This is a genomic window from Microbacterium sp. ZW T2_14 (genome assembly GCF_044987405.1).
Classification (GTDB): domain Bacteria; phylum Actinomycetota; class Actinomycetes; order Actinomycetales; family Microbacteriaceae; genus Microbacterium.
In genome coordinates, this window is sequence record NZ_JBJDRK010000001.1 from 151,555 (window position 1) to 178,095 (window position 26,541).

General features: G+C 68.1%; 19 protein-coding genes and 1 tRNA gene. 7 read left to right on the forward strand and 13 right to left on the reverse strand.

Annotation, left to right across the window (positions count from 1 at the left end):
* Positions 1-79 precede the first annotated feature (79 nt).
* Positions 80-844: an SDR family NAD(P)-dependent oxidoreductase gene (locus ACI3KY_RS00645; protein ID WP_404928267.1), complete on the forward strand. Its 765-nt coding sequence runs from the start codon at positions 80-82 to the stop codon at positions 842-844.
* A 55-nt stretch (positions 845-899) separates the two neighbouring features.
* Here ACI3KY_RS00645 and ACI3KY_RS00650 read toward each other — a convergent pair whose 3' ends face one another.
* Genes ACI3KY_RS00650 through ACI3KY_RS00665 form a run of 4 tightly spaced genes read right to left on the reverse strand, consistent with a single transcriptional unit; the run spans position 900 to position 5,616 of the window.
* Positions 900-2,126 (reverse strand): ABC transporter substrate-binding protein, encoded by a 1,227-nt coding sequence (locus ACI3KY_RS00650; RefSeq protein WP_404928268.1) that lies wholly within the window; start codon positions 2,124-2,126, stop codon positions 900-902.
* Between the two features lie 28 nt (positions 2,127-2,154).
* On the reverse strand, positions 2,155-2,847 hold the full coding sequence (locus tag ACI3KY_RS00655) for an ABC transporter ATP-binding protein (protein WP_404928269.1): 693 nt from the start codon (positions 2,845-2,847) through the stop codon (positions 2,155-2,157).
* Entirely contained in the window at positions 2,847-4,721 is a 1,875-nt protein-coding gene (locus ACI3KY_RS00660) for an ABC transporter permease subunit (protein ID WP_404928270.1), read from the reverse strand. The genes ACI3KY_RS00655 and ACI3KY_RS00660 overlap by 1 nt, the downstream gene beginning before the upstream one ends.
* A gap of 1 nt (position 4,722) precedes the next feature.
* Positions 4,723-5,616: a branched-chain amino acid ABC transporter permease gene (locus ACI3KY_RS00665; protein ID WP_404928271.1), complete on the reverse strand. Its 894-nt coding sequence runs from the start codon at positions 5,614-5,616 to the stop codon at positions 4,723-4,725.
* A 90-nt stretch (positions 5,617-5,706) separates the two neighbouring features.
* Here ACI3KY_RS00665 and ACI3KY_RS00670 point away from each other — a divergent pair, with 90 nt between their 5' ends.
* A complete protein-coding gene (locus ACI3KY_RS00670; RefSeq protein WP_404928272.1) occupies positions 5,707-7,326 on the forward strand; it encodes a class I adenylate-forming enzyme family protein in 1,620 nt (539 codons plus the stop codon).
* 997 nt (positions 7,327-8,323) lie between these two features.
* Here ACI3KY_RS00670 and ACI3KY_RS00675 read toward each other — a convergent pair.
* From ACI3KY_RS00675 to ACI3KY_RS00695, 5 genes are read right to left on the reverse strand one after another with little or no spacing between them, the layout of a single operon-like run.
* Positions 8,324-9,523 (reverse strand): family 1 glycosylhydrolase, encoded by a 1,200-nt coding sequence (locus tag ACI3KY_RS00675; RefSeq protein ID WP_404928273.1) that lies wholly within the window; start codon positions 9,521-9,523, stop codon positions 8,324-8,326.
* A gap of 44 nt (positions 9,524-9,567) precedes the next feature.
* Positions 9,568-11,838 carry a glycoside hydrolase family 3 N-terminal domain-containing protein gene (locus ACI3KY_RS00680; RefSeq protein WP_404928274.1) on the reverse strand — a complete coding sequence of 757 codons (2,271 nt, stop codon included), beginning with the start codon at positions 11,836-11,838 and terminating at the stop codon, positions 9,568-9,570.
* A gap of 37 nt (positions 11,839-11,875) precedes the next feature.
* Positions 11,876-13,369 carry a family 43 glycosylhydrolase gene (locus ACI3KY_RS00685; protein ID WP_404928275.1) on the reverse strand — a complete coding sequence of 498 codons (1,494 nt, stop codon included), beginning with the start codon at positions 13,367-13,369 and terminating at the stop codon, positions 11,876-11,878.
* Positions 13,366-15,822: a glycoside hydrolase family 2 TIM barrel-domain containing protein gene (locus ACI3KY_RS00690; protein ID WP_404928276.1), complete on the reverse strand. Its 2,457-nt coding sequence runs from the start codon at positions 15,820-15,822 to the stop codon at positions 13,366-13,368. The genes ACI3KY_RS00685 and ACI3KY_RS00690 overlap by 4 nt, the downstream gene beginning before the upstream one ends.
* Positions 15,823-15,873: 51 nt before the next feature.
* The gene (locus ACI3KY_RS00695; RefSeq protein WP_404928277.1) at positions 15,874-17,223 is read right to left on the reverse strand and encodes an MFS transporter; all 1,350 of its coding nucleotides are present in this window, start codon (positions 17,221-17,223) and stop codon (positions 15,874-15,876) included.
* A gap of 173 nt (positions 17,224-17,396) precedes the next feature.
* On the opposite strand from ACI3KY_RS00695, the gene ACI3KY_RS00700 reads away from it, so the two are divergent.
* Complete coding sequence (locus ACI3KY_RS00700) at positions 17,397-18,341, forward strand: LacI family DNA-binding transcriptional regulator (protein WP_310292998.1); 945 nt, start codon at positions 17,397-17,399, stop codon at positions 18,339-18,341.
* 8 nt (positions 18,342-18,349) lie between these two features.
* Positions 18,350-19,339 carry a Gfo/Idh/MocA family oxidoreductase gene (locus ACI3KY_RS00705; protein ID WP_310292995.1) on the forward strand — a complete coding sequence of 330 codons (990 nt, stop codon included), beginning with the start codon at positions 18,350-18,352 and terminating at the stop codon, positions 19,337-19,339.
* Positions 19,340-19,739: 400 nt separating this feature from the next.
* On the opposite strand, the gene ACI3KY_RS00710 is transcribed toward ACI3KY_RS00705, so the two are convergent.
* From ACI3KY_RS00710 to ACI3KY_RS00720, 3 genes are all read right to left on the reverse strand, one after another.
* Positions 19,740-19,830, reverse strand: a tRNA-Ser gene (locus ACI3KY_RS00710).
* Between the two features lie 57 nt (positions 19,831-19,887).
* Complete coding sequence (locus tag ACI3KY_RS00715) at positions 19,888-20,748, reverse strand: LLM class F420-dependent oxidoreductase (RefSeq protein WP_404928278.1); 861 nt, start codon at positions 20,746-20,748, stop codon at positions 19,888-19,890.
* 59 nt (positions 20,749-20,807) lie between these two features.
* Positions 20,808-21,653, reverse strand: coding sequence for a class II glutamine amidotransferase (locus ACI3KY_RS00720; RefSeq protein WP_404928279.1), 846 nt, complete (start codon positions 21,651-21,653; stop codon positions 20,808-20,810).
* A gap of 191 nt (positions 21,654-21,844) precedes the next feature.
* Here ACI3KY_RS00720 and ACI3KY_RS00725 point away from each other — a divergent pair, with 191 nt between their 5' ends.
* The 3 genes from ACI3KY_RS00725 to radA all read left to right on the forward strand — a co-directional run bounded on the left by ACI3KY_RS00725 (position 21,845) and on the right by radA (position 25,814).
* Positions 21,845-23,215 (forward strand): MFS transporter, encoded by a 1,371-nt coding sequence (locus ACI3KY_RS00725; RefSeq protein ID WP_404928322.1) that lies wholly within the window; start codon positions 21,845-21,847, stop codon positions 23,213-23,215.
* 67 nt (positions 23,216-23,282) lie between these two features.
* Entirely contained in the window at positions 23,283-24,236 is a 954-nt protein-coding gene (locus tag ACI3KY_RS00730; protein ID WP_404928280.1) for an L-lactate dehydrogenase, read from the forward strand.
* A 207-nt stretch (positions 24,237-24,443) separates the two neighbouring features.
* Positions 24,444-25,814 (forward strand): DNA repair protein RadA, encoded by a 1,371-nt coding sequence (gene radA, locus ACI3KY_RS00735; RefSeq protein ID WP_404928281.1) that lies wholly within the window; start codon positions 24,444-24,446, stop codon positions 25,812-25,814.
* Between the two features lie 309 nt (positions 25,815-26,123).
* Here the strand turns inward: radA and ACI3KY_RS00740 are convergent, their stop codons facing one another.
* Positions 26,124-26,534, reverse strand: a complete 411-nt coding sequence (locus ACI3KY_RS00740) for a dehydrogenase (protein WP_404928282.1) — start codon at positions 26,532-26,534, stop codon at positions 26,124-26,126.
* Positions 26,535-26,541 lie beyond the last annotated feature (7 nt).

Sequence of the window (26,541 nt, forward strand, 5' to 3'; positions counted from 1 at the left end):
CGCCGACAGGCTGGCAGGTCGAAGATATCGCCGCCGCCCTCGTCGCGGAGGCGGGGCAGCGAGCCGGTTCGACCACAGGGTGGCGGTCATCACGGGCGCCGGCAACGGCATCGGCAGGGCAGCGGCCCGGATGTTCGTCGCCGAGGGCGCCACCGTCGTCGGCGTGGACACGGACGACGTCGCACTCAAGTCCGTGCGCGCCGATCTCGGACCGGCCTTCGAACCCTTCCCGGCCGACGTCGCCGACGCGGAGCCGGAGCACGACTACGTGGCGGAGTGCGTGGCTCGTCATGGCCGTGTCGACATCGCCTTCCTCAACGCGGGCATCCTCGGCCCAGCCGCGCCGATGGACGACTACCCGCTCACCGCGTTCGACGCGGTCATGAGTGTCAACGTCCGCGGAGTGTGGCTCGGCACCACCCGGGCGATGCGGGTGATGCGCGAGCAGACCGCGGGCGGCGTCATCACGATCACGTCCTCGACCGGCGGTCTGCGCGGCAGTGGCGGGATGGGTGCGTGCATCACGAGCAAGCACGCCGTGGTCGGTCTGATGAGGGCCGCGGCGATCGAAGGCGGTCCGTTCGGCATCCGTGTCAACGCCGTGCACCCGGGTCCGACGGACACCGCAGTGTGGGCCTCGGCCGCGCCGACGAAGCGTGCCGAGTCCGGCTCCGCGGGGGTGGGTCTTCCTCAGCTGTACCGTGTGGCCGACCCGGCGGAGGTCGCGGCGGTCGTCGGGTTTCTCTCGAGCGACGAGGCCGCGTTCTGCACGGGGGCGTCGTATCCCGTCGACGGTGGTCTTCTCGCCGGCCCGCCGTACCGGCATCCTCTGTCTGAGCGCTGATGCCCCGCGAAGAGGTCCCGCCCGCAGGCGGGACCTCTTTTTCGTGCGGGGTCGTCTACTCGACGGGGACGCAGATGCCCTCGGGCGAGCACGGCTCGGTCGACCGGTAGAGCTGCAGCTCGCTCGCGTCGATGCCGATGCGCTTGTCGGGTCCGAAGACGTACACGCCGTTGGCACCGATGAACTCCTCACCCGAGGTCAGGAAGGACTTGATCGAGTCGCCGTCGGTCTTGCCGGTGTCGGCCACGGCCTGAGCGATAAGCACCGACCAGTCGAAGCTGTTCGCGCCGACCGTGTCAAGCGGCGTGAACTCCGTCTTGTCGAGGGCCTCCATGTAGCGGGTGACGAACTCAGACACGACACCTGTGGTGTCGAGATCCGGGTCGAGGAAGGTCTTCGCCATCGGTCCGGCTGCGAGGTTCTCCGCCAGCTCGGCGGGCGTGGCCTCCACAATCGCCGGCGTTCCGAGGCCCAGTGTGCCGGCAGTCGGCGGGTACCAGCCCAGCTTGTCGAACGAACTCATCACCGTCACCGCAGGCGTGCCATACGGCCACATGACGACCGCATCGACATCCTCCTGCTGCAGCGTGCTGAGCTGCGCCGTCGCATCGCTCGCAGACGCCGGGAAGCTTACGCGGAAGAGCTCGACGTCCGGGTAGTCCTCGGCGACGATCTCCTCCGTGAGGTCCGCCTGCGCGACCGCGAAGGCCGACGCGTCCTCGACCAGTCCGATCTTGTCCCCGAACTGCGACGCGTAGTCCAGCAGCGGCGTGATCGCCGTCTCGCCGGCGTTGCCGGCGCCCGTCGAGAACGCGTACTTGTAGCGGTTCGAATCGCCCACTTCGGGGAGCACCGCGGCGATGCCGCCGGACGTGCCGCCGGGGATCTTGACCTGGTTGAGGACGTCCTGCACGGCCGGGAATGCCTCGGTCGTGAAGAAGATCGCGGTCGCACCCGCCTGGGCGAGTTCGCGTGTCTGCGCGACGGCGGCCGTGGCTTCGCCTGCCGTGTCGCGCTCGACGACCTCGATGGTCATCCCCTCGTGCAGCGTCTCGGCGTACTCGGCGCCAGCCTTCAATCCCGCGAGGGAGTTGATGCCGGATGCCGCAAGCGGACCCGTCAGCGAGCCGACGAATCCGATCGTGAGCTTGTCGGGGAGCTCGGCGGTGCTCTCACCCGGCGCCGCGGCGCCGCCCCCGGTGTCGCTCGAGCACGCGGCGAGCGAGAGCGCCAGTGCTCCCGCGAAGACTGCTCCCAGCAGCCTGCTCTTGGTGCGGAACATGTTTCTCCTTCGGTTTGTCGGGTGCCGTCTAGGACAGGTAGGCGGCGTGCAGCAGATCCGGCAGCTCCGGATCCGTGCCGTTCACCTCGTGGACGATGTGACCGTGCCGCAGGACCAGCACGTCGGCCGCGAGGTTCTGCGCGACCTCGAGGCGCTGTTCCACCACGAGGACGGCGTAGCCGAGGTCGCGCAGGGTCGCGATGATCTCGGTCGTTCGTGCGACGAGCTTCGGTGCGAGTCCGTTGGTGGGCTCGTCGAGCATGATCGCCTGGGGCGCACCGGCGACGGCCCGCGCGATGGCCAGCATCTGCTGCTGACCGCCGCTGAGTCTGCCGGCGGCTCGGTTGAGGTGCTCTTTGAGTTCCGGGAGCAGCTCAAGCGGCTCGACCGGCGGCTTGGATCCGGATCGCGGTCGCGCGACGTCCAGGTTCTCGGCCACCGTCATGTCCGGGAACACATGGCGGCCTTCGAGCACGTGGCCCAGTCCCGCCCGTGCCCGCCTGCTTGCGGACAGGTGGCCGAGGTCGACATCGCCAAGGCGAACCCTGCCGACCGACGGGGTAAGCCCTCCGATACCGTGCAACGTCGAGGTCTTCCCGGCTCCGTTCGCTCCCAGCAGCACGACGCACTCGCCGGGCTTCACGGTGAAGGTCACGCCCTCTGCCGCGACGACGGCGCCGTATCGCACCGTCAGGTTCTGGACGACCAGTTCGCTTCCCATCACACCGTCCCCATGTAGGCGGCGCGAACCGCTTCAGCGTCGTGCAGGTCGTCGGGGTGCCCTTCCCACAGCACCCGGCCGAGGTCGAGCACGACGATCCGGTCGACCAGGCGACTGACCATCTCCAGGTGGTGCTCGACGACGATCACTGCGACCCCGGCGCGTGCGACCTCCTTGACGATGGTCTCGAGCGCGTCGATCTCGGACGCAGACAGCCCGGCGGCCGGCTCGTCGAGCAGCAGCACCTTGGGGCACCGCGCCACCGCCATTGCGGCCTCGAGGAACCGTAACTGACCGTGGCCGAGGAACCGGCTCTCGCGACGTCCCATCTTCAGGTCGTCGGGCTTCAGGCCGCCCGCCTCCAGGAGTGCGAGCGCGGCGGTCCGGCACGCCGCGACCCGTTCAGCCGAGGCGTCCAACTGACGCTGCACTGCGATCTCGATGTGCTCGTCGATGCTCATCCCGGCGAAGGTCTTCGGTGTCTGGAAAGTCCGGGCGATGCCGCGGCGCGCGCTCTCCTGCGGGCGCGCGCGGCTGATGTCTACGCCATCGAGCGCGACACTGCCCGCCGACGGGCGGTAGTAGCCGCCGATGAGGTTGAGCATCGTGGTCTTGCCCGAGCCGTTCGGTCCGATCAGACCGAGGATCTCCCCCTCACGCAACGCGAGGGTCACGCCGTCGACGGCCTTCACACCTCCGAAGCTCCGTCTGACGTCGTCGACCCTCAACATCACGTTCTTCGGCGCGATTGCGACCGCGGGTTCGGCGGTCTGGGATGCCGCGGTCTCGGGTCCGGCGGCTGTGTCGTCGAGCCGGAGTGAGGCTCTGACCGGGTCGGCCGCCGCAGCGGTGCGGCTGAAGAGTCCGCGCGGGCGCAGGCGCATGAGGAGGACGAGCAGGACGCCGTAGACGATGATGTTCACGTGCGGGTAGGGCGCGAGCATCAGCGGGACGATCACAAGGATGATCACACCGACCAGTGGACCGAGCTGGGATCCCAGACCACCCAATACCGCCATCACGAGGAAGAGGATCGACAGCGACGGCAGGAACGCGTCGGGTGAGATATAGACCGACAGGTACGCGAACAGCGCGCCTGCCAATCCGCCCATCCCCGAGCCCACCGCGAACGCGGCCACCTTCGTGGCATAGCCGCCGATGCCGAGAGCGGATGCTCCGATCGACTCATCGCGGACGGCCGCGGTCGCGCGCCCGATGCGGCTCGTGCGATAGCGCGCGTGGAACCAGAACGCGAGGAATGCGATGCCGATGATGACGAGCGGCACGAACCACTCCCACAGCACGTAACTGCTGGGGTCGAACGAGAGGAACGGAGTGATGCCGGAAATGCCCCCGTGGCCACGCGTGAGGTCGTCCAGCGCGACGAGCATGTCGGAGACGACCAGCACCGTTCCGAGCGAGAGCATCGCGAGGCCGAGAGCCGCGAGTCGGCCGGCAGGCAAGCCGACCAGCGCCCCGACGGCGACGCCGCTCAGCAGTGCGAGGGGCAGGGTGAGCCAGATGGGCCACATATAGGTGCCCGCGAGGATGCCGGCGACGTACGCGCCGACCGCAAACGCCGCGCCCTGACCGAGCGAAAGCACGCCCGAGAAACCGATCGTCACGTTCACGCCGTACACCGAGACGAGGTAGACGCAGATGAGAAGCACCACGTACGCCGGGTACGACATCGGTCCGGAGATGACCAGGATGGTGAGTGCGGCGATGACCATCGCGAGTCCCTGGACGGACGGCATCACGGCGACCCGGCGAAGCGGCGCCGGCAGTCGATCGAGCACGCGGTCGAGGCCTCGGTTGACAGCATCCTGCACCGCATAGCTGCCGGTGCGGAGGTTCTCTTGGAAACGCGCCATTTCAGACCTCCCGGACCGGCCGCGAGCCGAAGATCCCGTGCGGCCTGACGACATAGACGAGGACGAGCAGCACGAAGACTGCGAGGTTGCCGTAGAGCGGCCCGATGTACACGGCGGCGCCCTGGCTCACCAGCCCGACCACCACGCCGCCGATGACGGCGCCCGGGACGCTGCTCATCCCGCCCATCGAGACGGCGACGAAGCCGTAGAACAGGAAGAAGATGCCCAGGTTGGGCATGAGGATCTGCGAGGACGCCACGAGGTATCCGGTGATCGCCGCGATGACGGCCGAGATGAGCACGGTGATCTGCGACGCACGTGCCCGCGAGATGCCCAGGGCCTCCGCACCTCGTACGTCCTGCCCGACGGCGCGAAGCTCGCGGCCCACGCGGGTCCGACGATAGAACACGAGCAGCGCCGCTGCGACGAGCAATAGCACGGGCAGGGTCGCCAGCTCCGCCCACGAGACGCGGAAGCCGAGGAAAGTGAAGGGCGTGGACGGGATGCCGAATGGGAAGTACGTTGCCTCTCCGCCCGCCGGAATGGCGAGGATCTCGGTCAGCACGATGCTGACGCCGAAGGTCGAGAGGATCCACGAGACCGCGGAGCCCGACTGGACGAAAGGCCGGATCGCGACGACTTCCGTGACGAGCGCCGCGATGAGCAGGGCTGCGAACCCGAAGAGGAAAGCGAGCCACACCGGCACGCCCGCTGCCGCGCTCAGCAGGATGACGATGGGAGCGAGCACGACGAGCTGGCCATGGCCGAAGTTGATGACACCTGTCGTCAGATGGAGCACCGCGAATGCGACGGCGATCAGGCCGTATATCGCCCCCTGAGAGAGCCCGGGCAGCAGAATCGACTGGATGAACTGGTCCATGTATTCGGGTTCCACCTCGAAGTCGACGATGACGGGAAGCGGTTTTAAACTATATAAAGATTAGAGGATTTGCAACCTCATCCCTTTCACCGTTGAGGACGGACGATGACGACCGAAACCCCCGAAGCCAGGCAGCTCTCCACCACATCGCGACGAGCGATCGAAGAGACCTGGCGCTCGCACGGATTCCACACCGACGAGCGGCTCGGCTGGATGCTCGAACACCGCGCCCGGACCATGCCCGACCGGATCGCGGTGATCACCCGGACGCGACAATTCAACTACGGGGAGCTGCAGCAACGCGCGTTGGCGGTCGCGTGCACCCTGGTCGCCCACGGAGTGCGGAGCGGAGACACGGTCTGCTGGATGCTGCCGACGGACGCCGAAGCGGTATGGGTGGCCTCGGCGATCTGGCGCATCGGCGCGGTCAGCAGCCCGATCGTCCCGATCTACGGCGCCCGCGAGCTCGCCGCGGTGGTCGAGCAATCCCGTCCTGTCGCCGTGATCACGAACGCGCTGGTACGAGGACGGCGCCTTCCGGAAGAGTTCGATGCGGTGCTCGCCAAGGTCGGGCACGAGCCTCGCGTGCGCCTGCTCGCAGAAGGCGCCCACGCGGGCTGGCTCGACGCTGAGGGCGACGGATCGGGGACGCTGCCACCGACCGTGGAGCCCGCTCCAGCAGACGCCCCGTCGCTCATCCTCTACACGTCGGGGACCGAGGCGGCGCCGAAAGGGGCGGTGCACTCCACCGCCGGACTCATGCACGAACTGCGTTCCTGCGTCACGGAGTGGGGCATCACCTACCACGACCGCATGTTCATGGCCTCCCCCATGACCCACATCACCGGCCTGCTGCAGGGATTCCTCATCCCGACGCGCGTAGGCGGCGCATCGATCCTGATGGACCGATGGGACGCCGCCGAGGCCGTCCAACTCATCGAACGTCACGGCGGCACCTATATGGCCGGCGCGACGCCGTTCCTTCGTGAACTACTGGCGGCGTACGCGGCATCCGGTCGCACAACGTCGAGTCTTCGCCAGTATTGCTGCGGTGGCGCGGCCGTACCGCCCGAACTGATCCGGGACGCCGACGGTCTTGGCATCGCGGCATATCGCGCATGGGGGATGACGGAGCTGCCCACCTCAACGCTCGCCAACGAACTCGACCCGCTGTGGGCACGAGCCGAGACGGACGGCCGCCTCGCACCGGGCGTGGAGCTGCGGGTCGTCGACGACGGCGGCCGCGACCTCGAGCCCGGCAATGAGGGGAACCTGCTTCTGCGCGGACCGGAGATGATGTTGGGCTATGTGCGGGCGGACACTGCTATGGGGGCGATCAGCGAGGATGGCTGGTTCACAACGGGAGATGTCGGATGCCTCGGGACCGACGGGTACGTACGCATCAGCGGCCGGACCAAGGACATCATCAATCGCGGCGGCGAGAAGTTCAGCGTGCGCGAGATCGAGGACCACCTGCGCGCCCATCCTCGCATCGAGGCGATCGCGGTCATCGCAGTTCCGGGCGGGCGACTCGGCGAACGCATCGGCGCCGTCATCGTCGGTGGGGAGGACGTCACTGCCGCGGCGCTCGCGGACTTCATGACCAGCCGCGGCGTCGCGAAGCAGAAGACGCCAGAGCTCGTCGTCGTCGTCGAGGCAATCCCGGTGAACGCCACCGGCAAGCCCGACAGACGCGCCATGCTCGCCCTGTTTGACGGCAGGTGACCGCGGCGCCGCTCGACCGACTCGATGCCGCGCGGCGGCGACACAGCCGGGGCATTGGCAAGTTGGCATCCGCATGACCTGACCGCGCGAACGTCGCTGAGTGTGGCTCAAGGGCGGAGACGGACGGAGCTACCTCGACCTACGGTGGGCAACATGCCCACGGTAGGGACGGCGGATCCCAGCCGCTTGTGCCCGCATGCCATCAGCGGCATGATCTCAGACTCGCGGAATTCCGCGAACTGAGGCGGAATCTCCGTTCGATGAAGTCCGGCACCTGGGCGCGGACGCTCGCCTCTGAGGCGGTGGAATCGCAGCCAAATGTGGGCATGGCGTGGGCACTCTGTGGTTACGCAAATGGAAAAACCCCTGATCATCAGGGGTTTTTCTGGCGGTGACGGTGGGATTTGAACCCAAAGAGGTTCGATCCATTTCAACCCGTCTCAACCGAGAACCGCGGAATTACGCGGCTTGCGACCGCCGAGGATCTGCTGCCGTTCCCTCTGGACCCGTACCAATCGTGATCGTCCGTGGGCACCATGTGGGCACGTGTTCCCCGCGCGCGCGAACTCGTGTGACGAATCGGACGACGTATTGTCTTGTCCGCTAAGCGTCTCACCACACCTCATCTGAAGGCAACAACACCCGAGCGCCTGAGTCGCGCCTCGGCCATCCAGAACGCAGGGACTCGAGGGCTCGGTCCGCTTACGAGGACTCCGCGCTTGCAGGGTGAAATCGGCATTCCGTTCCCCCTGTCTCCACGACCGCGGACTGCGGCGCAACCCCGCGGATCGGCAGCCTCCACCAGCCGATTCCTTGCTGCCGTGGGCCGCACTCCACACCTTGCATGCACTTGGGGAGCGCACCGAATCGGCATCCTCGAAATTCTTTTGGGCGTCTGGCGTAACCTGCCCGAAAACCGCTGCGGAACTGAGCAATGCACCGCGGGGGGCGGGCATCAGGTGCTCCAGGCACCTGAGGGCCGGGACTGGGGTGTCGCCTACGGTCGCCCGCGCTGGGCTACCTCTCCGAGCCACTCCAGGCTGGGTTTGGGCGTACGAGCGAAGGTGGTGCGGTCGACGGCGATGAGCCCGAACGTCGGTTCCCAGTGGCCCCACTCGAAGTTGTCCAGCGCGCTCCAGTGCAGGTAGCCGCAGACGTCGAGTCCGTCGTCGATGGCGTCGAAGAGGTGGCGGAGTGCCTCGAAGGTGTAAGCGATCCGCCGGGTGTCGTCGGCGGTGGCGATGCCGTTCTCGGTGACCAGGATCGGTACGCCGCTGGTGACCTCCCACGCGTGTCTGACGGCGATGCCGAGTGCGTCCGGGCGATAGGGGGTGCCGACGAGGGTGTTGTCGGGGCTCGGTGGATTCGGGACGAGTCCGTTGTCGTCGACGGCCTGCGTGGAGTACGCCTGCACGCCGACGAAGTCGTCGCCACGGGCGGCCTCTAGGAACACATCCTCGCGCGCGTAACGCTCCGTTCGGAGGCGCTGCTCGTTCTCGGGTGCGGCGGCGTACAGGGCAAGGTTCGCGATCGTCCACCCGACCGCCGCGGTGGTGTGCTCCCGGACGATTGCTCGAGCGGCGTGGTGCGCCTCGACGAGGCGCTGCGTGGCGGCCGGAGTGGGAAGGGGCAGGACGAAGCCGCCCTCCTGCATCGTCGGAGTGTCCATCTCGGGCACGGCGTCGCTGTTGATCGCGCCCGCCATGAGCATCATGAACGCGAACATGTTCGGCTCGTTGATGGTGCACACCCACGGGACGTCGTGGAGGATGTCGCACACGCGGGTGACGTACGCGCTGAAGCGCTCCAGGGCAGTGTCGCCGAGCCATCCGCCTTCTTCGATGAACCAGCGTGGGCTGGAGAAGTGGTGCAGGGTCACCACCGGAGTGAGGCCCAGACTCAGCGCGGTGTCGATCATGCGACGGTAGTGCGCGAGCTCCGCGAGCGAGAATGCTCCGGGTAGCGGTTCGACCCGTGCCCACTCGATGCCGAACCGATACGCGGTCAGCCCCGCGTCAGCGAGAAGGCGCATGTCTTCTTCGTAGCGGTGGTAGCTGTCGACGGCGTCGCCGCTGGGGTTGAAGTGCGGCATCCGCTGCTCATACACCCACCAGTCACTGTTGAGGTTGTTCCCCTCGATCTGGTGGGGCGCCGTCGCCGCTCCCCACAGGAATGCTGCGGTCGATGCTTCAGTCATTGGTCGTCCTTCGGTGTCGATCGGCGGTCTGGGCCGCGCCCGTGTCAGTCGTTGATGCGGAGCGTCGTGCTGAGCTTGGCGTTCGAGTCGCCGCCGACCCAGACGTCGATAGTCGTCGCGTCCTGCACGGTTCCGCGTGTGACGGCGCTCCAGTAGCGAAGCTGCTCGGGCCCGAGAGGGAATGTGAGGGTGCGCTGCTCCCCCGCGGCCAGTGTGATGCGCTGGAATCCTTTGAGTTCCCGCACCGGTCGGGAGGAGGTGCCGTGGCGCTGGTGGATGTAGAGCTGCACGACCTCGTCCGCGGTCCGGTTCGACGAGTTGCGTACCGTGCACGATGCTGATGCCGTGTCACCGACCGCGATCTCTTCTTGGTCCAGCTGCAGGTCGGTGTAGTCGAAGTCGGCATAGGACAGGCCGTGTCCGAACGGGTACAGCGGAGTGCTCTCCCCCTCGAAGTAGCGGGAGCCCTGGCCCTCCGGCTGGAAAGTGCGCAGGTGCGCGTATGCGAGGGGAACCTGCCCGGCGTGACGCGGCCAGGTGAAGGGGAGCCGGCCGGCCGGCGACACGTCGCCGAGGAGCACGGCCGCGACCGCGTCCCCGCCGCGCGTGCCGGGATACCAGGCCTGCACGATGGCCGGAACGTGCTCGTCCGCCCACCGCAGATCCAGTGGCCGGCCCGAGACGACGATGAGCACGACGGACGTGCCGGTGGCGGTGATGCGCTGAAGCTGCTCGAGCTGGCGTCCGGGCAGGTCGAGCGTAGCGGTGGAGGCCTTTTCGCCCGCCTGGTTCTGGCGTTGCCCGACCACGACGATGGCGACGTCAGCGGATGCCGCGAGCTCGACCGCCCGCGTGATCTCGGCCTCGTCATCCCAGTCGGCGGGAGTCGCGGCGACAGTCGGGTCAGCCCTGTCGAACTCCGATGGGAACACCCGTTCCGTGATCCCGGCGCCCGGTGCATAGGTCACGGTCACGCCGGGGAGACGGGATCGCAGCCCATTGAGGATGGTGACGGTCTCGGCGGTGTCGTGGTCGAATACCCACGGGCCGAGCTGGTCGCGCTTGCTGTCGGCGAGCTGACCGATCACGGCGATCGAGCCGAGCGCAGCGGCGTCGAGCGGGAGTGCGCTGCCCGCGTTCTTGAGCAGCACGATCGAGCGCTCTGCGGCGGTGCGAGCGAGCTCGCGGTGGGCCGTCGCGTCCAGCACGGCGGCGGTAGCGTTCTCGTCGACGAAAGGGTTCTCGAAGAGCCCGAGCCGGAACTTGGCCTGCAGCACGCGACGAACCGCGTTGTCGACGGCGTCCTCGCTCACGAGGCCGTCGGCGACCGCCGTGGGCAGATTCGCGAAAGCCGCGTCGGACATCGCCATCTCCATGTCGAGGCCGGCGTTGACGGCTCGTGCGGCGGCATCCGTCTGATCTGCGGCGAAGTGCTGGGTCTCGAGCGAACGGACGGCGCTGGCATCCGAGACGACGAAGCCTTCGAAGCCCATCTCCTGTCGGAGCACGTCTGTCAGGAGCCACCGGTTGGCGGACGCCGGGACGCCGTTGAGGTCCATGTAGGCGCTCATCACGTTGACGGCTCCTGCGTCGATTGCCGCCTGGAACGGCGGGAGGTATACGTTCCACAGTTCGGCGTCGGAGATCTCGGCATCGTCGTAGTCGCGGCCGCCGCGGGCGGCGCCGTAGCCGGCGAGGTGCTTCGGGCCGGCAAGGACGCGGTCGGAGCCGAGGTCGCTTTGGAAGCCGCGCACCTGCGCGGCCGCCATTGCGGAGCCGAGGACGGGGTCTTCCCCGGCGCCCTCCACGATGCGACCCCAGCGCGGGTCTCGGGCGATGTCGATCATCGGGGCGAAGGTCCAATGGATGCCGGAGGCCCGGGCTTCCCGCGCTGCGACAGCCTGCACGGCCTCGACGAGGTTCGTGTCCCAGCTGGCGGCGAGACCCACCGGAACGGGGAAGATGGTCCGCAGACCGTGGATGACATCGAAGCCGAACAGCAGCGGGATGCCGAGGCGTGTGTTCTCGACGGCGATGCGCTGCAACCGGTTGATGGTCGCCGGGTTGGTTACGAACAGGGCGGAGCCGACGAGACCATCGCCGGTCGCGGCCTCCACCATCTTCGGCTGCTCGAGGAACATGCGGTGCTCCGGCGGCAGGGATTCGATGTCGAAGCCCTCCGGCAGTTCTGGAGCTCCGAAGTAGAAGTACTGGGTGAGCTGCCCCGCCTTCTCCTCGATGGTCATCTGCGAGAGCAGGTCGGCGATGCGGTCTTCGGGGGATGCGGTGGCATCGCGGTAGAGCGGGGTGGTCATGTGTTCCTCAAATGTAGGCACGACGGCGCGGTGTGGCTCAGGCGGTCGACGCCGACTCGGCGGTCGGCGCGTAGTGGATTTCGCGAAGCTCGATCTGGCCGGTCAGCGCCTGAACACCGAAGACCCGGCCAGTGAAGCCGCCGGTTACCTCGGTGGACAGGTATCGGCCGTCGAACGCGCCGAAGACACGCTCGGCACCTTCGACGATGACCGCGAGCTCGATGAGGTCGGGTTCGAGTGAAACGCCGTGTGGAAGGACGGGGGCGGGTATCGCGCGGATCCGGAGTGTGGGGACGACCCCCGCCGGGATGTCGTGGCGGCCCACGCTGTGCTCTATAGGGCCGACCGCCAGAGTCGCCTCGACGGTGGATCCGTCGTAGGTCAGCCCGTACCAGTTGCGGTCGTCGATGAGCAGCAGGAAGCGTCCGGTGCCGGCTTCGGCGGTGAACTGTGCCGACGCTGTCCATACGAGATCGGTGGCGCGGGCCGCGATCAGGGCGCGCCCTTCACCGGCATCCGCATCGATGAGGAGTCCGCCACCCGTCCTCGGGCGCGTGAAGGATGCCGGGAATCTTCCGACGCCGAGCCAGCGCGGGTGCAGATCAGAGCCAGCGAAGTGGTCGGCGAACGAGCGGTCGACCGGCGGAACGGCGAAACGGGTCTCGTCGACGACGGGCCAGCCGTCGATCCAGTCGATGCCGACAAGGAACGACTCGCGTCCGTTCACGTGGAAGCCGGGTGTCTGTCCGCGCGGTCGCACGCCCAGGTGGGCGGCCGCCCATGTGCCGTCGGCGAGTTCGATCAGATCCGCGTGTCCGGTGTTCTGGACGGGGTGTGCAAGGCTCCGATGCGTGAGGAAGGGGTTGTGCGGTGCCGCTTCGAACGGGCCATCGAGCGTACGTGCGCGGGCGATCGTGGCGGCGTGACCGCGCTCGGTGCCGCCCTCGGCGAGCAGCAGGTACCACCAGTCGGCGATGCGGTACAGGTGCGGGCCCTCGGGAAAGGCCAGCCCGCTGCCCTGCCACAGCTGCCGCGGCGGCGCAAGGAGTGCACCGGTGGTGGTGTCGATCGGGGCGGACTGGATGCCGGGCTGCTCGGGGTTGAGGGAGCACCAGGTGACGTGGGCGATGTCGTCGTCGTCCCAGACGATGTCGGGGTCGATGCCGATCGCGCCGGCGATGTGGACCGGGTCCGACCACGGTCCTGCTGGGTCGCTGGTGTGGATCAGGAAGTGGCCGCGGCCGAGTGGGATGTCGTTGACGTTGGTGCCGATGATCCAGAACGTGCCGTTGTGATGGCGGATCGTGGGGGCGAAGATTCCTGCGCTGGGGTACCCACGGTGCTCAGCGATCTGGCTTTCGCGGGTGAGTGCATTGCCCACAAGCGTCCACGTGACAAGGTCGGTGCTGACATGGATCGGGATGCCGGGCAGGTACTCGAAGCTCGAGCTGACCAGGTAATACGTGTCACCGACCCGGCAGATCGATGGGTCCGGGTAGAAGCCCGCGAGGATGGGCTCGGATGCGGTCATGATGACTCCATTCCAGGGGCGGCGACGCTGATCGCGGGGACCGCGGCGGCGGCAGTGACGTGCAGCGTGAGGGATGCCTCGCCGTGGCGTGTGGATGCCGCGTGGATGGTGACCGGACCGTCTTGGGCAGTGCCCCGGATGATGGCGATCGCGCGGCCACGGTGCGTGGTGGTCTCGTCGTCGACGAACCTGCCTGTCGTTTCAGGTGCGGCGCTGCCCAGGGCGGTGAGCGTCCCAGGGCCGGCGACGCTCACCGCGATCCGATCCTCCGAGCCGACGTCGACGATGCCGTCTTCGTCGGCGAGTTCGAGCCAGATGTAGGCGAGGTCGTCCGGACTGGACAGTTCGTCGGTCTCGGCACGCAGCCGCAGTCGCGGGGCACCGGCGGATCGCAGGGTGCTGCGGCCGGTCTCGCGACCATCGCGGTAGGCGACGGCGGTCAGCTCGCCGGGTTCGTACTGGGTGCGGAACCGGGCGACGTAGCTGCTACGGGGGCCGGATTTGCGGCGCCCGAGGGAGCGTCCGTTCAGCAGCAGCTCCACCTCGTGGTCGGCGGAGTAGACCTCGACGTCGGCGAGGCCGGTGTGGCCGCGCCAGGACCAGCTGGGCAGCGCATCGGACGACAGCCAGGGGGTTCTGTTGGGGCGCTGTCCTGTCTTGTCCAGCGGCCGCACCGCGATGCCCGGCCGCTGGCTGATGCCCCATACGGCCTGGGCGAGGAGCAGAGCCGCGCCCGGGGTTCCGGTGATGTCGAAGACGCCGCACCCGGCCAGAATGCCCGGGTAGGGCTTGGCGATGCCGCCGGTCTCGGCACCGTAGGTCCAGTAGCCCAGGCCCACTTCGCCGAGATAGTCCCACCCGGTCCACCCGAAGTCGCCGATGACTCCCGGCACAGACGTGACGCGCTGCCAGATGGCGGGAAGATCGCCGGGCATCGACTCGGTGCCGACGATGACCCGGTTCGGATACCGACGCCGAGCGCCGACGTAAGAGGCGAAGCCGTAGTTGTATCCCGCGATATCGACTGCGGCGAAGACATCCCGGGTGGCCTTGTCTGCCGCGGGAAGCTTCGAAGCCAGCACCATAAGCCGACCCATCCTTGCCGTCACCTCGTTGGCGAGCGTGCTGGTAGCGGGCCGGCGTTCCGGCGGGACATCCCCCCCGTGCGCGGAGGTCTTGCCCCGGGCGGCCATCATGGCCAGCAGCGGGTTGACGGCGATCGTGGTGGGACGCGTAGGATCGGCGTCGGCGAAGTACGAATGGATCTGCTGGGCGAGTTCCACACCGTCCTCGGTGGCCGACTCGGCGATCTCGTTGCCGATCGAGTAGATGATCACCGAAGGGCGATTGCGGTCCTTTGCGATCATCGACGCAGCGTCATCGCGCCATTGCGCACGGAACCGCTCGGCGCCGTCGTGCGGAGTCTTCGGGCGGAACCAGACATCCGTCAGCTCATCCATGACGTAGAGCCCGAGCTCGTCACACGCGTCGAGGAATGCCCGCGAGAGCGGGTTATGGGCGCTGCGAATGGCGTTGTAGCCGGCCTCCTTGAGCAGCCGTGCTCGGCGCCGCTCGGCCGACGCGAACGTGGCCGCCCCGAGGGGCCCGTTGTCGTGGTGCACCGCAGTGCCCCGCAGCAGCACCCGTTCGCCGTTGATGCGTAGACCATGCCGCGCATCGACCTCCACGGTGCGCAGGCCGGTGCGGATCAGCCGTTCGTCGGCCGTCTCCTGGTCGATGACGAGGCGCACGCGCACGTCGTACAGGTGCGGTTGCTCGGCCGACCACAGCTTTGCGGAAGTGATGGGGACCTCGACCGTGGTCGCGGCATCCGTCACCTCCGCTTCGCTGCGGGCAACGGCCTGGCCATCGTCCTCGAAGTCGACGATCACCGTGGCGCCCGAAGGCACCACGCCATCGACGTGGATCGTCACCTGAACCGTCGCGTCGGTGTGGGTGGGACCGGTGCGCACGGTTCGAGTCACGATGCGCACGCCATCCGGGGCGATGGCCACGGCACCTGCCGACACCAGCCATACCGGCCGGTAGATGCCCGAACCCGTGTACCACCGGCTGTTCGGAGCGGCGCTGTTGTCGACGTGCACCTCGATTTCCGCACTCTGACCAGGGGCGATGCTGGCGAGCGCTGCGGTGAATTCGCGGTATGGGCTGTCGTTGCGGGCAACCTCCCTGCCGTCGACCGTGACGCGGGTGACTCCGTAGACTCCCTCGAACCGCAGCGAGTATTCCCGTTCGTTCGCGTCGTCGGGGGCAGGCCACACCTTGCGGTAGCGATATACGCCGCCGGGGAAAAAGCCGCCATGGTTGCCGGTGCCCGCGGCGGCGGATCTAGCTTCTCCGATCATCGCATCGTGGGGCAGTCGCAACTCCGCGCCGGTTGCATCGTCGCCGCGGTAGAAGGTCCATCCATCGGTGAACAGGCTCGTGGTCATGGTTCAGCTCCGTCGTGGGAAGGCTTCGAGAGTGGTCAGAGCGGCCGATCCTCAGCGGACGCTCTTCACCTTCCACTGCACGAGGATGCCCGCGACGACGGTGAGCACCGAGGCGACGATGAACAGCAGCCCATAGTTCTTGTCGGTGCCGCTGACGCCGATGATGATCAGCGGTGCGGCCAGTAGAGGTGCGACCGCCTGCGCGATGGATGTCGAGTAGCCGTTGATCCCCAGGAACCGACCGGCATCCGTGTCCTTCTCGGGCAGGACATTGAGCACCAGAGCCTGGTCGACAGCCGAGAAGACGCCGAGGGCGACACCGGTGAAGGCGGAGCCGAGGAGCAGCACCGCGAAGTTGCTTCCACCGATCGCCAAGGTGATCGCACCGACGGTGTAGACGATGCCCGAACCGAGCACGAAGATCTTGCGACGGCGCAATTTGTCGGAGAGGAAGCCGCCCAGCAGTGCGCCGACGCCGGTGACTACGAGGCTGACCATCGACATGATGAGGATGATCCCGCCGATATCGGCGACCTGACCGTCAGGACTGAGCCGCGATGCGAAGAAAAGCGACGTGAACGTGGTGGTGAAAGTGACACCCGTCATGAACATCAGGCGGGCTAGCCAGTTCCACGCGAAGTCAGGGTAGCGACGCGGGTTGAACACCATGCCGCGAAGGACCTTGCCTGCACTGAGACGCTCGGCGAACACCGCGTCGCGTGTGTCTCGCTCCGGGACGAAGAGGAACCAGCACAGCAGCGCGACCACGCCGACGGCACCGGGAACCAGGAACACCAGGTAGTTGTTGCCGATGAACGCACTCGCCAGCCCCACCCCGACAACAGGTGCGACCATCTGGACGAATCCGCTCAGGCCGGCGACGCGCCCATACTGCACCTCTGGCAGACGGTCCGCCTGCGACTGAATGAGCGAGTTCATGGCGCTGCTCCAGCCGATCGAGGTGATGATCCACCCCACGAGAAGTACCGGCACTGTGCCGGCGGTGGCGATGACCACAAGACCGAGCAAGCCGATGATGCCACCCCCCAGTGCGAACTGGCGGCGTCGCCCCAGTCGCGACCGGGTGCGGTCGCTCCAGGTACCGACCAGCGGACCGGTGATCGTCGTGACGAGCGCAGCGATGCCGATGATGTAGCCGAGGATCTCGACGTTCGACGGGGCGAGCTCCTGGACGCGGAGGGAGAGGGAGAGGCCGATCGGCGCGACCAGGGCGACATAGGCGCCGAACATGCCGACCAGCAGCAGCGTGATCCACTTCTTGGATACGGGGGTGCGAAGCGTTCCGGTAGCGGTGTTCTCGGCTTGAGTGTCTGCAGCGAGCGCCTGCTGGGCAGGCGAGGTGGCAGCGCCGGGTGCGGCGGCGTTTGGGTTATCCGACATGAGGACTCCTTTGTCATCGGGGCCGGATGCCCGGCCAGTCAAGTGGATCGATTTCGGGGTAGGTCAGTTACCACGTGACAACCTGAGTAGACCACGAGCGGTTATCACGTGTCAACTAGCGATTGTCACGAGATAACGCGCTAGACTGCGACCAACGTGCAGAGGGGGACGACATGGCGGCGACAAGTGCGGATGTGGCGCGGCACGCAGGGCTCTCCCGCGCAACGGTGAGCCAGGTTCTGAATGGTCATGCCGACCGATTCGCTGCCGACACGGCGCAACGCGTGCTCGAGGCTGCCAAGGAACTCGGCTACCAGCCCTCCACAGCCGGTCGCATGCTGCGCACCGGTACCAGCGACTTCGTGGTCGCACTGGTTCCGAACACCACGTTCGGTGGCAATCTGCAGGACATCTTCGACGCCGCGACCGAGCTCCTGGCCCGGAAGGGTCTCACGCTCGTGCTGCGACTGTCGACGCAGTCGCCCTCGTCGCTCGACCGGATATTGGCCGGGATGAAGCCGCGCGCCGTCCTGTCGCTCCAGCCGTTCACGGACGCTGAGCGGGCCGTCTTGGTCGAGCGGGATATCCCCGGCTTCGACACCGCAGAGGGCGGAGACCTCAACGACGCGATCGGGCGCATCCAGGCCGAACACCTGGTCAGCCGCGGATATCGACGGCTCGCGTTCGCACACCTTCGCGACAACAGGGAAGATCCCTACGGCACCGACCGCGAAGTCGCCGTGGCGGAAGTGTGCTCCGCCGCCGGGCTTCCCGCGCCGACCGTCATCGGCCTCGGGATCGATCTCGACGACGCCGGCGCCGCGCTCGACCTTCTGGAGCCGGGATACGGGGTCGCCTGTTACAACGATGACATCGCGATTACTCTCCTCACGGCGGCCGGGCTTCGCGGATGGCGGGTTCCGGATGACATCGGACTCATCGGGATGGATCACACACCGCTCTCGCGCGTAACCAACCCGCGCCTTACGACCGTCGGCTACGACCTGACAGCGGTCGCCCACATGACCGTGGCCGCGGCTCTCGGCGCTCTCGGCCAGTCCGACGTGCCCCCGATGGCCGATATCAACCTTCGGGTCATACCGGGCGACTCGGCCTGAGGCCCGGCGTGACTTCGTCCGGCCTTCTCCGGATCGGCGTGCTCGGGGCCGCGCGCATTGTGAAGGGCGCACTGCTGACGCCGACTCATCAGATGACGGGAGTGGAGGTGACCGCGATCGCGGCCCGCGATCGCGGTCGCGCTTCCGCCTACGCCGCGACAAGCGGCATCCGTCATGTTCACCAGTCATACGATGCGCTGCTCGCCGATCCGGACGTCGACGCGGTCTATGTCCCGCTCCCTGCCGCGCTGCACGCGGAATGGACGATCGCCTCGGTCGAAGCCGGGAAGCACGTTCTCTGCGAGAAGCCGTTCACCAGCAATGCCGCCGCCGCACAACGTGTCGCCGACGAGACCTCCGCATCGGACCGAGTCGTCATGGAGGCCTACCATTCCCACTTTCACCCGCTGTACGGGCGGTTGCGGGAGATCATCGCCTCAGGTGAGATCGGCCGCGCGCGATCCGCGCGCGCCGCGTTCTGCGTCCCGATTGCTCCCGGCCGCGACATCCGTTGGAATCCGGACCTGGGTGGCGGCGGCCTGCTCGACGTGGGGTATTACCCGGTACGCGCGCTCACTGAGCTGTTCGGCATCGCACCCGCGGTCACGGATGCGCGAGCCTGGCCACGCGGCGATATCGACCGGCGCATGGAGGCAACCATGCGCTGGGACAGCGGCATGACTGGGCAGATCGTGTCCTCCATCTGGTCACGCAGCCTCATCTCCATGGGGCTGTCGGTGTGGGGGGACGAGGGCACCATGCGTGTCTCATTCCCGTACCACCCGCAGATGGGGACTCGCATCACCGTCAAGGCCGCTCACGGCAGTCGCCGTGAGCGCACCGAACAACGCTCGACCTACTCCTATCAACTCGAGGCGTTCCGCGACGCTGTGCGCGGAACGATCGCGGTGGAAACTACTCCCGCGGCCGCTGTTCAGCAGATCCGCACTCTCGACGAGATCTACACCGCCGCGGGGATGAGTCCGCGAAACGCGTAAGCCCGGCGGCGCTAACACCCATGGGGGCGGCGTGGGGCAGATCGCTCAAGAATGCCGCCTCGGCATAGCCCAACCCGGGTGAACGTCTGTGAAAGGCACTCGAGAGCGGAGACGGAGGGATTTGAAACCTCGGTCTCCGGTGGGCAACATGCCCACGTGAAATCGTGTGGGCAAAGTGTGGGCACGGCCGACCTCGACGACAATCCGACGTCCCTCCCGATCCTTCTCAGGCTGTCTGAGTCGGTCTCGTTCCCGCTCAACACGATCGCTCTCAACGGTCTCGTCTGCTCGGGAAAACCCCTGACCACGGCCATGCCCACATATGACACGGAACGAGACGGATCCAAAAGGAATGGGCCAGATCGAGGCTGTCCGAGAAGGACGTCGATCTGGCCCAAAATGGCGGTGACGGTGGGATTTGAACCCACGGTAGGGGGTTACCCTACACAACTTTTCGAGAGTTGCACCTTCGGCCGCTCGGACACGTCACCGCCGACAAGCTTACGACACGTCGACGGATGCCGCGAATCGGCGCCGAGCCTGCGGAATCAGCCGCGTTCGATGGCACCGCGGATCACGTCGACGACCCGCTCCGGCTCGTCGATCCCGACCGCGTACACGTACGTCGCCGTGAAGCCGACTCCCGCGAGCGACTCGGCGAGCGCCGCCACATCCGTGGAGGTCGACTCGGGGGTGATCGCAATCATGGCTGTCTTCTCGATGTCGTCGTAGTTCCGGCCGACGTCGTCGCAGTGGCTGCGCAGCACGTCGAGCTTGTGCGTGGGCAGGCCGCCGCCGCTCACACCGAGGTTGCAGGCATCCGCGTACTGCGCCACCAGACGGAGCGTCTTCTTCTCGCCGCCCCCGCCGATCAGCAGATACGGATGCGGGCGGCTGATGCTCTGCGGCGAATCCAGCGTGCGCTCCAGCTGCCAGATCGCGCCCTCGTACGGCCCCTCCGAGTCCGACCACATCTGCAGACAGATCTGCAGCGTCTCCTCCAGCTCGCGGAAACGCCGGGCGACGGGCGGGAACGGGAAGCCGAGCCCGCGACATTCCTGCTCGTTCCAGGCGGCGCCGATGCCGAGGCCCACCCGACCGCCAGACAGCACATTGAGCGTGGTGACCTGCTTCGCCAGCAGCGACGGATGGCGATAGATCACGCCTGAGACCAGGGCGTGCAGCATCGCCGTCTCGGTGTGGGCCGCGATGAACCCGAGGGTGGCGTACGCCTCGAGCATCTCGTGCTCGACCGGACCGAGACCCGGCAGCTGCCAGAAGTGGTCCATCACGGTGATGCGACGGATGCCGGCGGCCTCGGCGTTGCGCACGTGCTGGGCGAGCGCGGGCCCCAGGTGAGCGGCGCCGCTGCGCCAGGTGAAGTCGGCGATGTGAAGCCCGTAGTCCATGTGCATGCTCCGTCCGCGCGGCTCGGTCCGCTGCACGGTCAGGCTAACCCTCGCGCGCTTCACGCGTCGAGGAACGCCTCGTGGTGGTAGCCCTCCGGGTCCAGCACCGCGACGGTCGACTCCGGAACCTCGAGGAAGACGCCCGGAAGGTCGTTCAGCGGCTCCGACACGACCACCCGCGCGTGATCGCCGAAGAGCGAGAGCCGTTCAGCGTCGGGGTACATCGCCCGGATCGTGTGGACGTCGGCCGAGTGGAACAGCGAACGCGAGCGGCCCTGCGACGAGTAGCGGAACGCCCACAGCGTCTCGCCATCCGACACGGCGAGCGTGCCCTGCATGGGGAACGGCACGCCGGCGGCGTGGCCGACCTCCTCCACCCGGCGGATGGCGGCCCCGACCGCACCGATCGGATCGTCCGCGAGACCGAGGGTCAGCGCGAGGTGGAAGAGCACCTCGCTGTCGGTCGTGCCCTGCATCAGCGGATACAGCGACGGGTCGACGGCGAGCGCCAGCTCGCGCTTGATCAGGCCGAACTGCGAGATCGCGCCGTTGTGCATGAACAGCCAGTTGTCGTGACGGAACGGGTGGCAGTTCGTCTGCTGGATCGGCGGCCCCGCAGCCGCCCGCACGTGCGCGAAGAACAGCGGGCTCACGACGGCCCGGCTGATCTCCCGGAGGTTCTGGTCATTCCACGCCGGTTCGATACTGCGGAAGACGAACGGATGCCGCGGCCCCGCGGCATCCGTACCCGCGACGGGATACCAGCCGAACCCGAAGCCGTCGCCGTTCACGGTCTCGGCGCCCAGCGGCGAGTTCTCCGCCATCGCCACGACCGAGTGCTGCGCGTCGAGGATGAGGGCGGCCGGCTGGAGCGGCTCCCCCGTGTAAGCCAGCCAGCGGCACATCGCAGCTCCCGGGGTCGCCCGTCGACACCGCGGCGCGGCGCTGTCGCCATCGTAGGGCGGCGTTGTCGCCGGCCGATACCCCGCATCGGGCCAAGCCGCCCTCGGTGTCGTCCACCGGGTCTAGCGTGGGGCGGGTGACCGATCACGAGCCCGCCTCCGCGGCGACACCCACCTCTGCGCCGACGAGCCGCATGAGCACGGTCCAGCGCGCGGTGCTGTGGATCGCCGTGCTCGGATCCTTCGTGGCGTTCCTCGACGGCACGATCGTCAACGTCGCCCTTCCTTCGATCAGCGAAGAGCTGGGCGGCGGGATCACGACGCAGCAGTGGGTCGTCGACGCGTACCTCATCACACTCGGCGCGCTCATCCTGGTCGCCGGCTCCGTCAGCGATGCCTACGGCCGCGTCCTCGTGCTGCGCATCGGGCTCATCGGCTTCGGCATCGCGTCGATCGCCATCGCGGCCGCACCGACCGCCGAGTTCCTCATCGTCGCGCGGGCGGTCCAGGGGGCGGCGGGCGCGTTCCTCGTCCCGAGCTCGCTGGCGCTCATCACCTCCAACTTCACCGGCGCCGCGCAGAGCCGCGCGATCGGCATCTGGACCGCGATGACGACGTCCGCGATGATCGTGGGGCCGCTCATCGGCGGCATCCTCGTCGACCTGGTCTCCTGGCGGCTCGCATTCCTCATCAACGTGGTGCCGATCACCGTGACGCTCGTGCTGCTGGCGCGCGGCGGCTTCCGCGATTCGCGGCATCCCGATGCCTCGATCGACTGGATCGGCGCGGCCCTGTGCACGCTCGGTCTCGGCGGGATGGTCTACGCCCTCATCGAGCAGCCCAACCTCGGCTGGGGCTCCCCCGTCATCTGGCTCACGCTCGTGCTCGGCGCCGGCATGTTCACGGCGTTCATCCTCCGCCAGCGCACCACGCGGCACCCGATCCTGCCGCTCGACCTCTTCCGCGTGCGCAACTTCTGGACCGGCAACGTGGCGACCGCCTTCATCTACGGGGCGCTCGCCCTCAACGGACTCGTCGTCGTCGTGTACCTGCAGGAGGGCGCCGGGCTGCCCGCGACGCTCGCCGGACTGGCCAGCCTGCCCATGACCATCCTCATGATCCTGTTCAGCTCGCGCGTCGGCGCGCTCAGCGGCAGATGGGGTCCGCGGTTCTTCATGACCGTCGGCCCGATCACGATGGGGATCGGCGCACTGCTCCTCCTCACGACCACCACGGAGTTCTCGTACTGGTGGCAGATCCTGCCGAGCATGATCGTGATGGGTGCGGGCCTCGCACTCACCGTCGCACCGCTGACCTCCGCGATCCTCGGCGCGATCGAGCCGGAGCGCTCGGGCATCGCCTCGGCCGTCAACAACGCCGTCGCGCGCGTCGCCGGACTCATCGCCGTCGCCCTGCTCGCCACCATCGTCGGCGGCAGCCTCGACCTCGAGGGCTTCCACCGCGCCGCCATCGTCACGGCGACGCTCATGATCGCCGGAGGCGTCACATCGTTCCTCGGCATCCGCAATCCGGTACGGACTCCCGCCGCTTCGCCCTCACCCTGACGGACGACGGACGCCGCCACCGGCGGCATGGCTGGGTCTGGGCGCCGCGCCCTGCAAGACTGGCCGCATGGCCGTCATCGAGAACTCGAAAGTCACCATCGTCGGAGCCGGCAGCGTCGGCTCGAGCGCCGCGTACGCCGCGCTGATCCGGGGCTCCGCCCGCCACGTCGCGCTGTACGACATCGCGACCGAGAAGGTGGAGGCCGAGGTACTCGACCTCGCACACGGCACCCAGTTCACGGGCACGAGCGACATCATCGGCGGCAGCGACCTGTCGGTCGTCGAGGGCTCGCACGTCGTGGTCATCACGGCGGGCGCCAAGCAGGACCCGGGCCAGACGCGCATCGAGCTGGCCGGCGTCAACGCCGGGATCATGAAGAAGATGATGCCGCAGCTGCTCAGCGCCGCTCCGGACGCCATCTACGTCATCGTCACCAACCCCTGCGATGTGCTGACCGTGCTGGCCCAGGAAGACACCGGGCTGCCGTCCGAGCGCATCTTCGCGTCGGGAACCGTGCTCGACACGTCTCGCCTGCGGTGGAAGCTCGCCCAGCGGGCGGGCGTCTCGACCTCGAGCGTGCATGCCTACATCGTCGGCGAGCACGGCGACACCGAGTTCCCGCTGTGGTCGAAGGCGACGATCGGCACCGTCCCGGTCCTGGAATGGGTGACGCCCCGCGGCGACCGCCTCACGGTCGAGGAGCTCGACCAGATCGCCATCGACGTGCGCGATGCGGCCTACAAGGTCATCCAGGGCAAGGGAGCGACGAACTATGCGATCGGGCTGTCGAGCGCGCGCATCATCGAGGCGATCCTCAACGACGAGCGCGCGGTCATGCCCGTCTCGCCGGTGCTCCGCGGCTTCCACGGCGTCGACGGCGTGGCCCTGTCCGTGCCGTCGATCGTCAGCGCCGCGGGTGCCGTGCCGATCCGCGAGACGCAGTTCGACGCGCACGAGCTGGAGCTGTTCCACGCCTCGGCCGACGCACTGAAGCAGGTGGCCGACTCGCTGCGCGACTGACACTGAGATGAGGGGTTGCCGCGGCTCGCGGCATCCGTCATCGCCTGTCTCGTCGTGCATCGACGAGTCGGTGGGGACGTCGTGCGCACCGGTTCACAGGCGCGGCGGGAGAGCGCTCGCGACCCCGCTGACCACAGCGGCTGACTGACCGAGCGACGCCCCGCCCGCCGGCCGGGTCATGTCGTCACCTCGCCGTACGCTGAAGCCATGCCCGCTGCCAGACGCCCCACGCAGACCGCGCCCTACCGGTGCACCGAGTGCGGCTGGACCACGCTCAAGTGGGCCGGGCGCTGCGGCGAGTGCCAGCAGTGGGGCACGGTGGTCGAGGCCGCCGAGCAGACCGGCATCCTGCGTTCGATCACCCCCGTCGCCCCGGGCGCCGGTCGCACCGCGCAGCCCATCACCCGCATCGACACCGCCGACGCACCGCGGCGCACCAGCGGCGTCGGCGAGTTCGACCGGGTGCTCGGCGGGGGGCTCGTGCCGGGTGCGGCGATCCTGCTGTCGGGCGAGCCGGGGGTGGGCAAGTCGACGCTGCTGCTCGAGGTGGCGGCCCGCTCGGCCCACGCGGGACGGCGCGTGCTGTACGCGAGCGCGGAGGAGTCGACGGCGCAGGTGCGCCTGCGGGCGGAGCGCACGGGCGCCCTCCACGACGAGCTCTACCTGGCGAGCGAGACGGATCTCGCGACGATCCTCGGTCACGTCGACGAGGTCGCACCCGACCTGCTCATCGTCGACTCCGTGCAGACGGTGTCGTCGGCACTGTCCGAAGGCATGGCCGGGCATCCGTCACAGGTGCGCGAGGTGGCAGCCACGCTCATCCGCGTCGCGAAGGACCGCGGCATCCCCACGATCATCGTCGGGCACGTCACCAAGGACGGGTCGATCGCGGGCCCCCGCATCCTCGAGCACCTGGTCGATGTGGTGTGCCAGTTCGAGGGCGACCGGCAGACGTCCCTGCGCTTCGTGCGGGCGCTCAAGAACCGGTTCGGGCCGACCGACGAGGTGGGATGCTTCGACATGACCGGCGCCGGGATCGCCGAGGTGCCCGATCCGAGCGCCCTGTTCCTGGGACACGGCAGCACCGAGCCGGGCACCTGCGTGTCGATCGCCCTCGAGGGGCGTCGCGCGCTCCCGGTCGAGGTGCAGGCGCTGACGATCGACAGTAAATCGGGCAACCCGCGACGCATCGTGAACGGTGTCGACGCCGCGCGCGTGGCCACCGTGCTGGCGGTGCTCGAGAAGCGGATGAAGATCAAGACCTCTGATCAAGACGTGTACGTCTCGACGGTCGGAGGGGTGAGATTCGCCGAACCGGCGGCCGACCTCGCCATCGCGCTCGCCGTCGCCAGCGCAGTCGAGGGATGGACGATTCCGCGTCACATCGCCGCGGTCGGCGAGCTGAGCCTGGCCGGTGAGGTGCGGCCCGTCACCCAGGCGACGCAGCGGCGCAGCGAAGGCGCGCGTCTGGGGTATCGAGACGTCATCGACAACCGCTCAGGGTCGCTGGGCGGCGCCGTCAGCGACGTGCGGGCTCGATCCAAGGGCCGGCCAGGGGAAGACGTCCCCGAGTTCTGAGGTTCGCCGGGTCCGCTCAGCGACCCCGAGTCCGGCGCCGACGCGAAGGGTCGACGTACCCGAGCACGATGGGGAGCACCAGTCCGGACGCGCACACGATTCCGACGAGCAGGAAGTCCACCCGGCGAGTCTGCCCCGTCGACCCCGGGGAGGCAAGCCGCTCGCCCGGAGAGTCTGACTTCTGTCGCGCAGACGCCCACCCGGCGCATCAGGGGTTTGGGGCGCAGAATCGTCGTTCGGGGCGCACCGGACGCGCCCCGAACGGGCGCGACGCGCCCCAAACCCGGTGAGGGCTCGGCACCGGACGCGTCAGGCGTCGAGCGCGGCGATCAGGTCGGCGGGCGACGCCTGCAGCGGGTGGGGGCCGGCGATGTCGAAGAAGACGGTGGTGATCTCGTCCTCGTGCGCGCCGAGGAACGCGCGCAGCCATGCCGGCGACTGGAGTGCGACGCCGGGCGGCAGCGAGGCGGGCTTGTGCGCGGCATCGCTGAACAGCAGCAGCGCGATATCGCCGGTCTTCGGGTCGCGGTACGTCCACACCTCGCCGACGTCGAGCGGGTTGTCGCGATCGCCGGGGCGCATCAGCGGGGCGACCGTCGGACCGTGCCGCAGCGCGAAGGCGACGGCCGCCATGTCCTGCGTCTGCAGCGCGTCGGCGAGCTGGGTGTTGCGGAACTCCAGCGGTTCCTTGTTCTTGTTCGCGCGCTTCTTGCCTGCCACCCGTCCA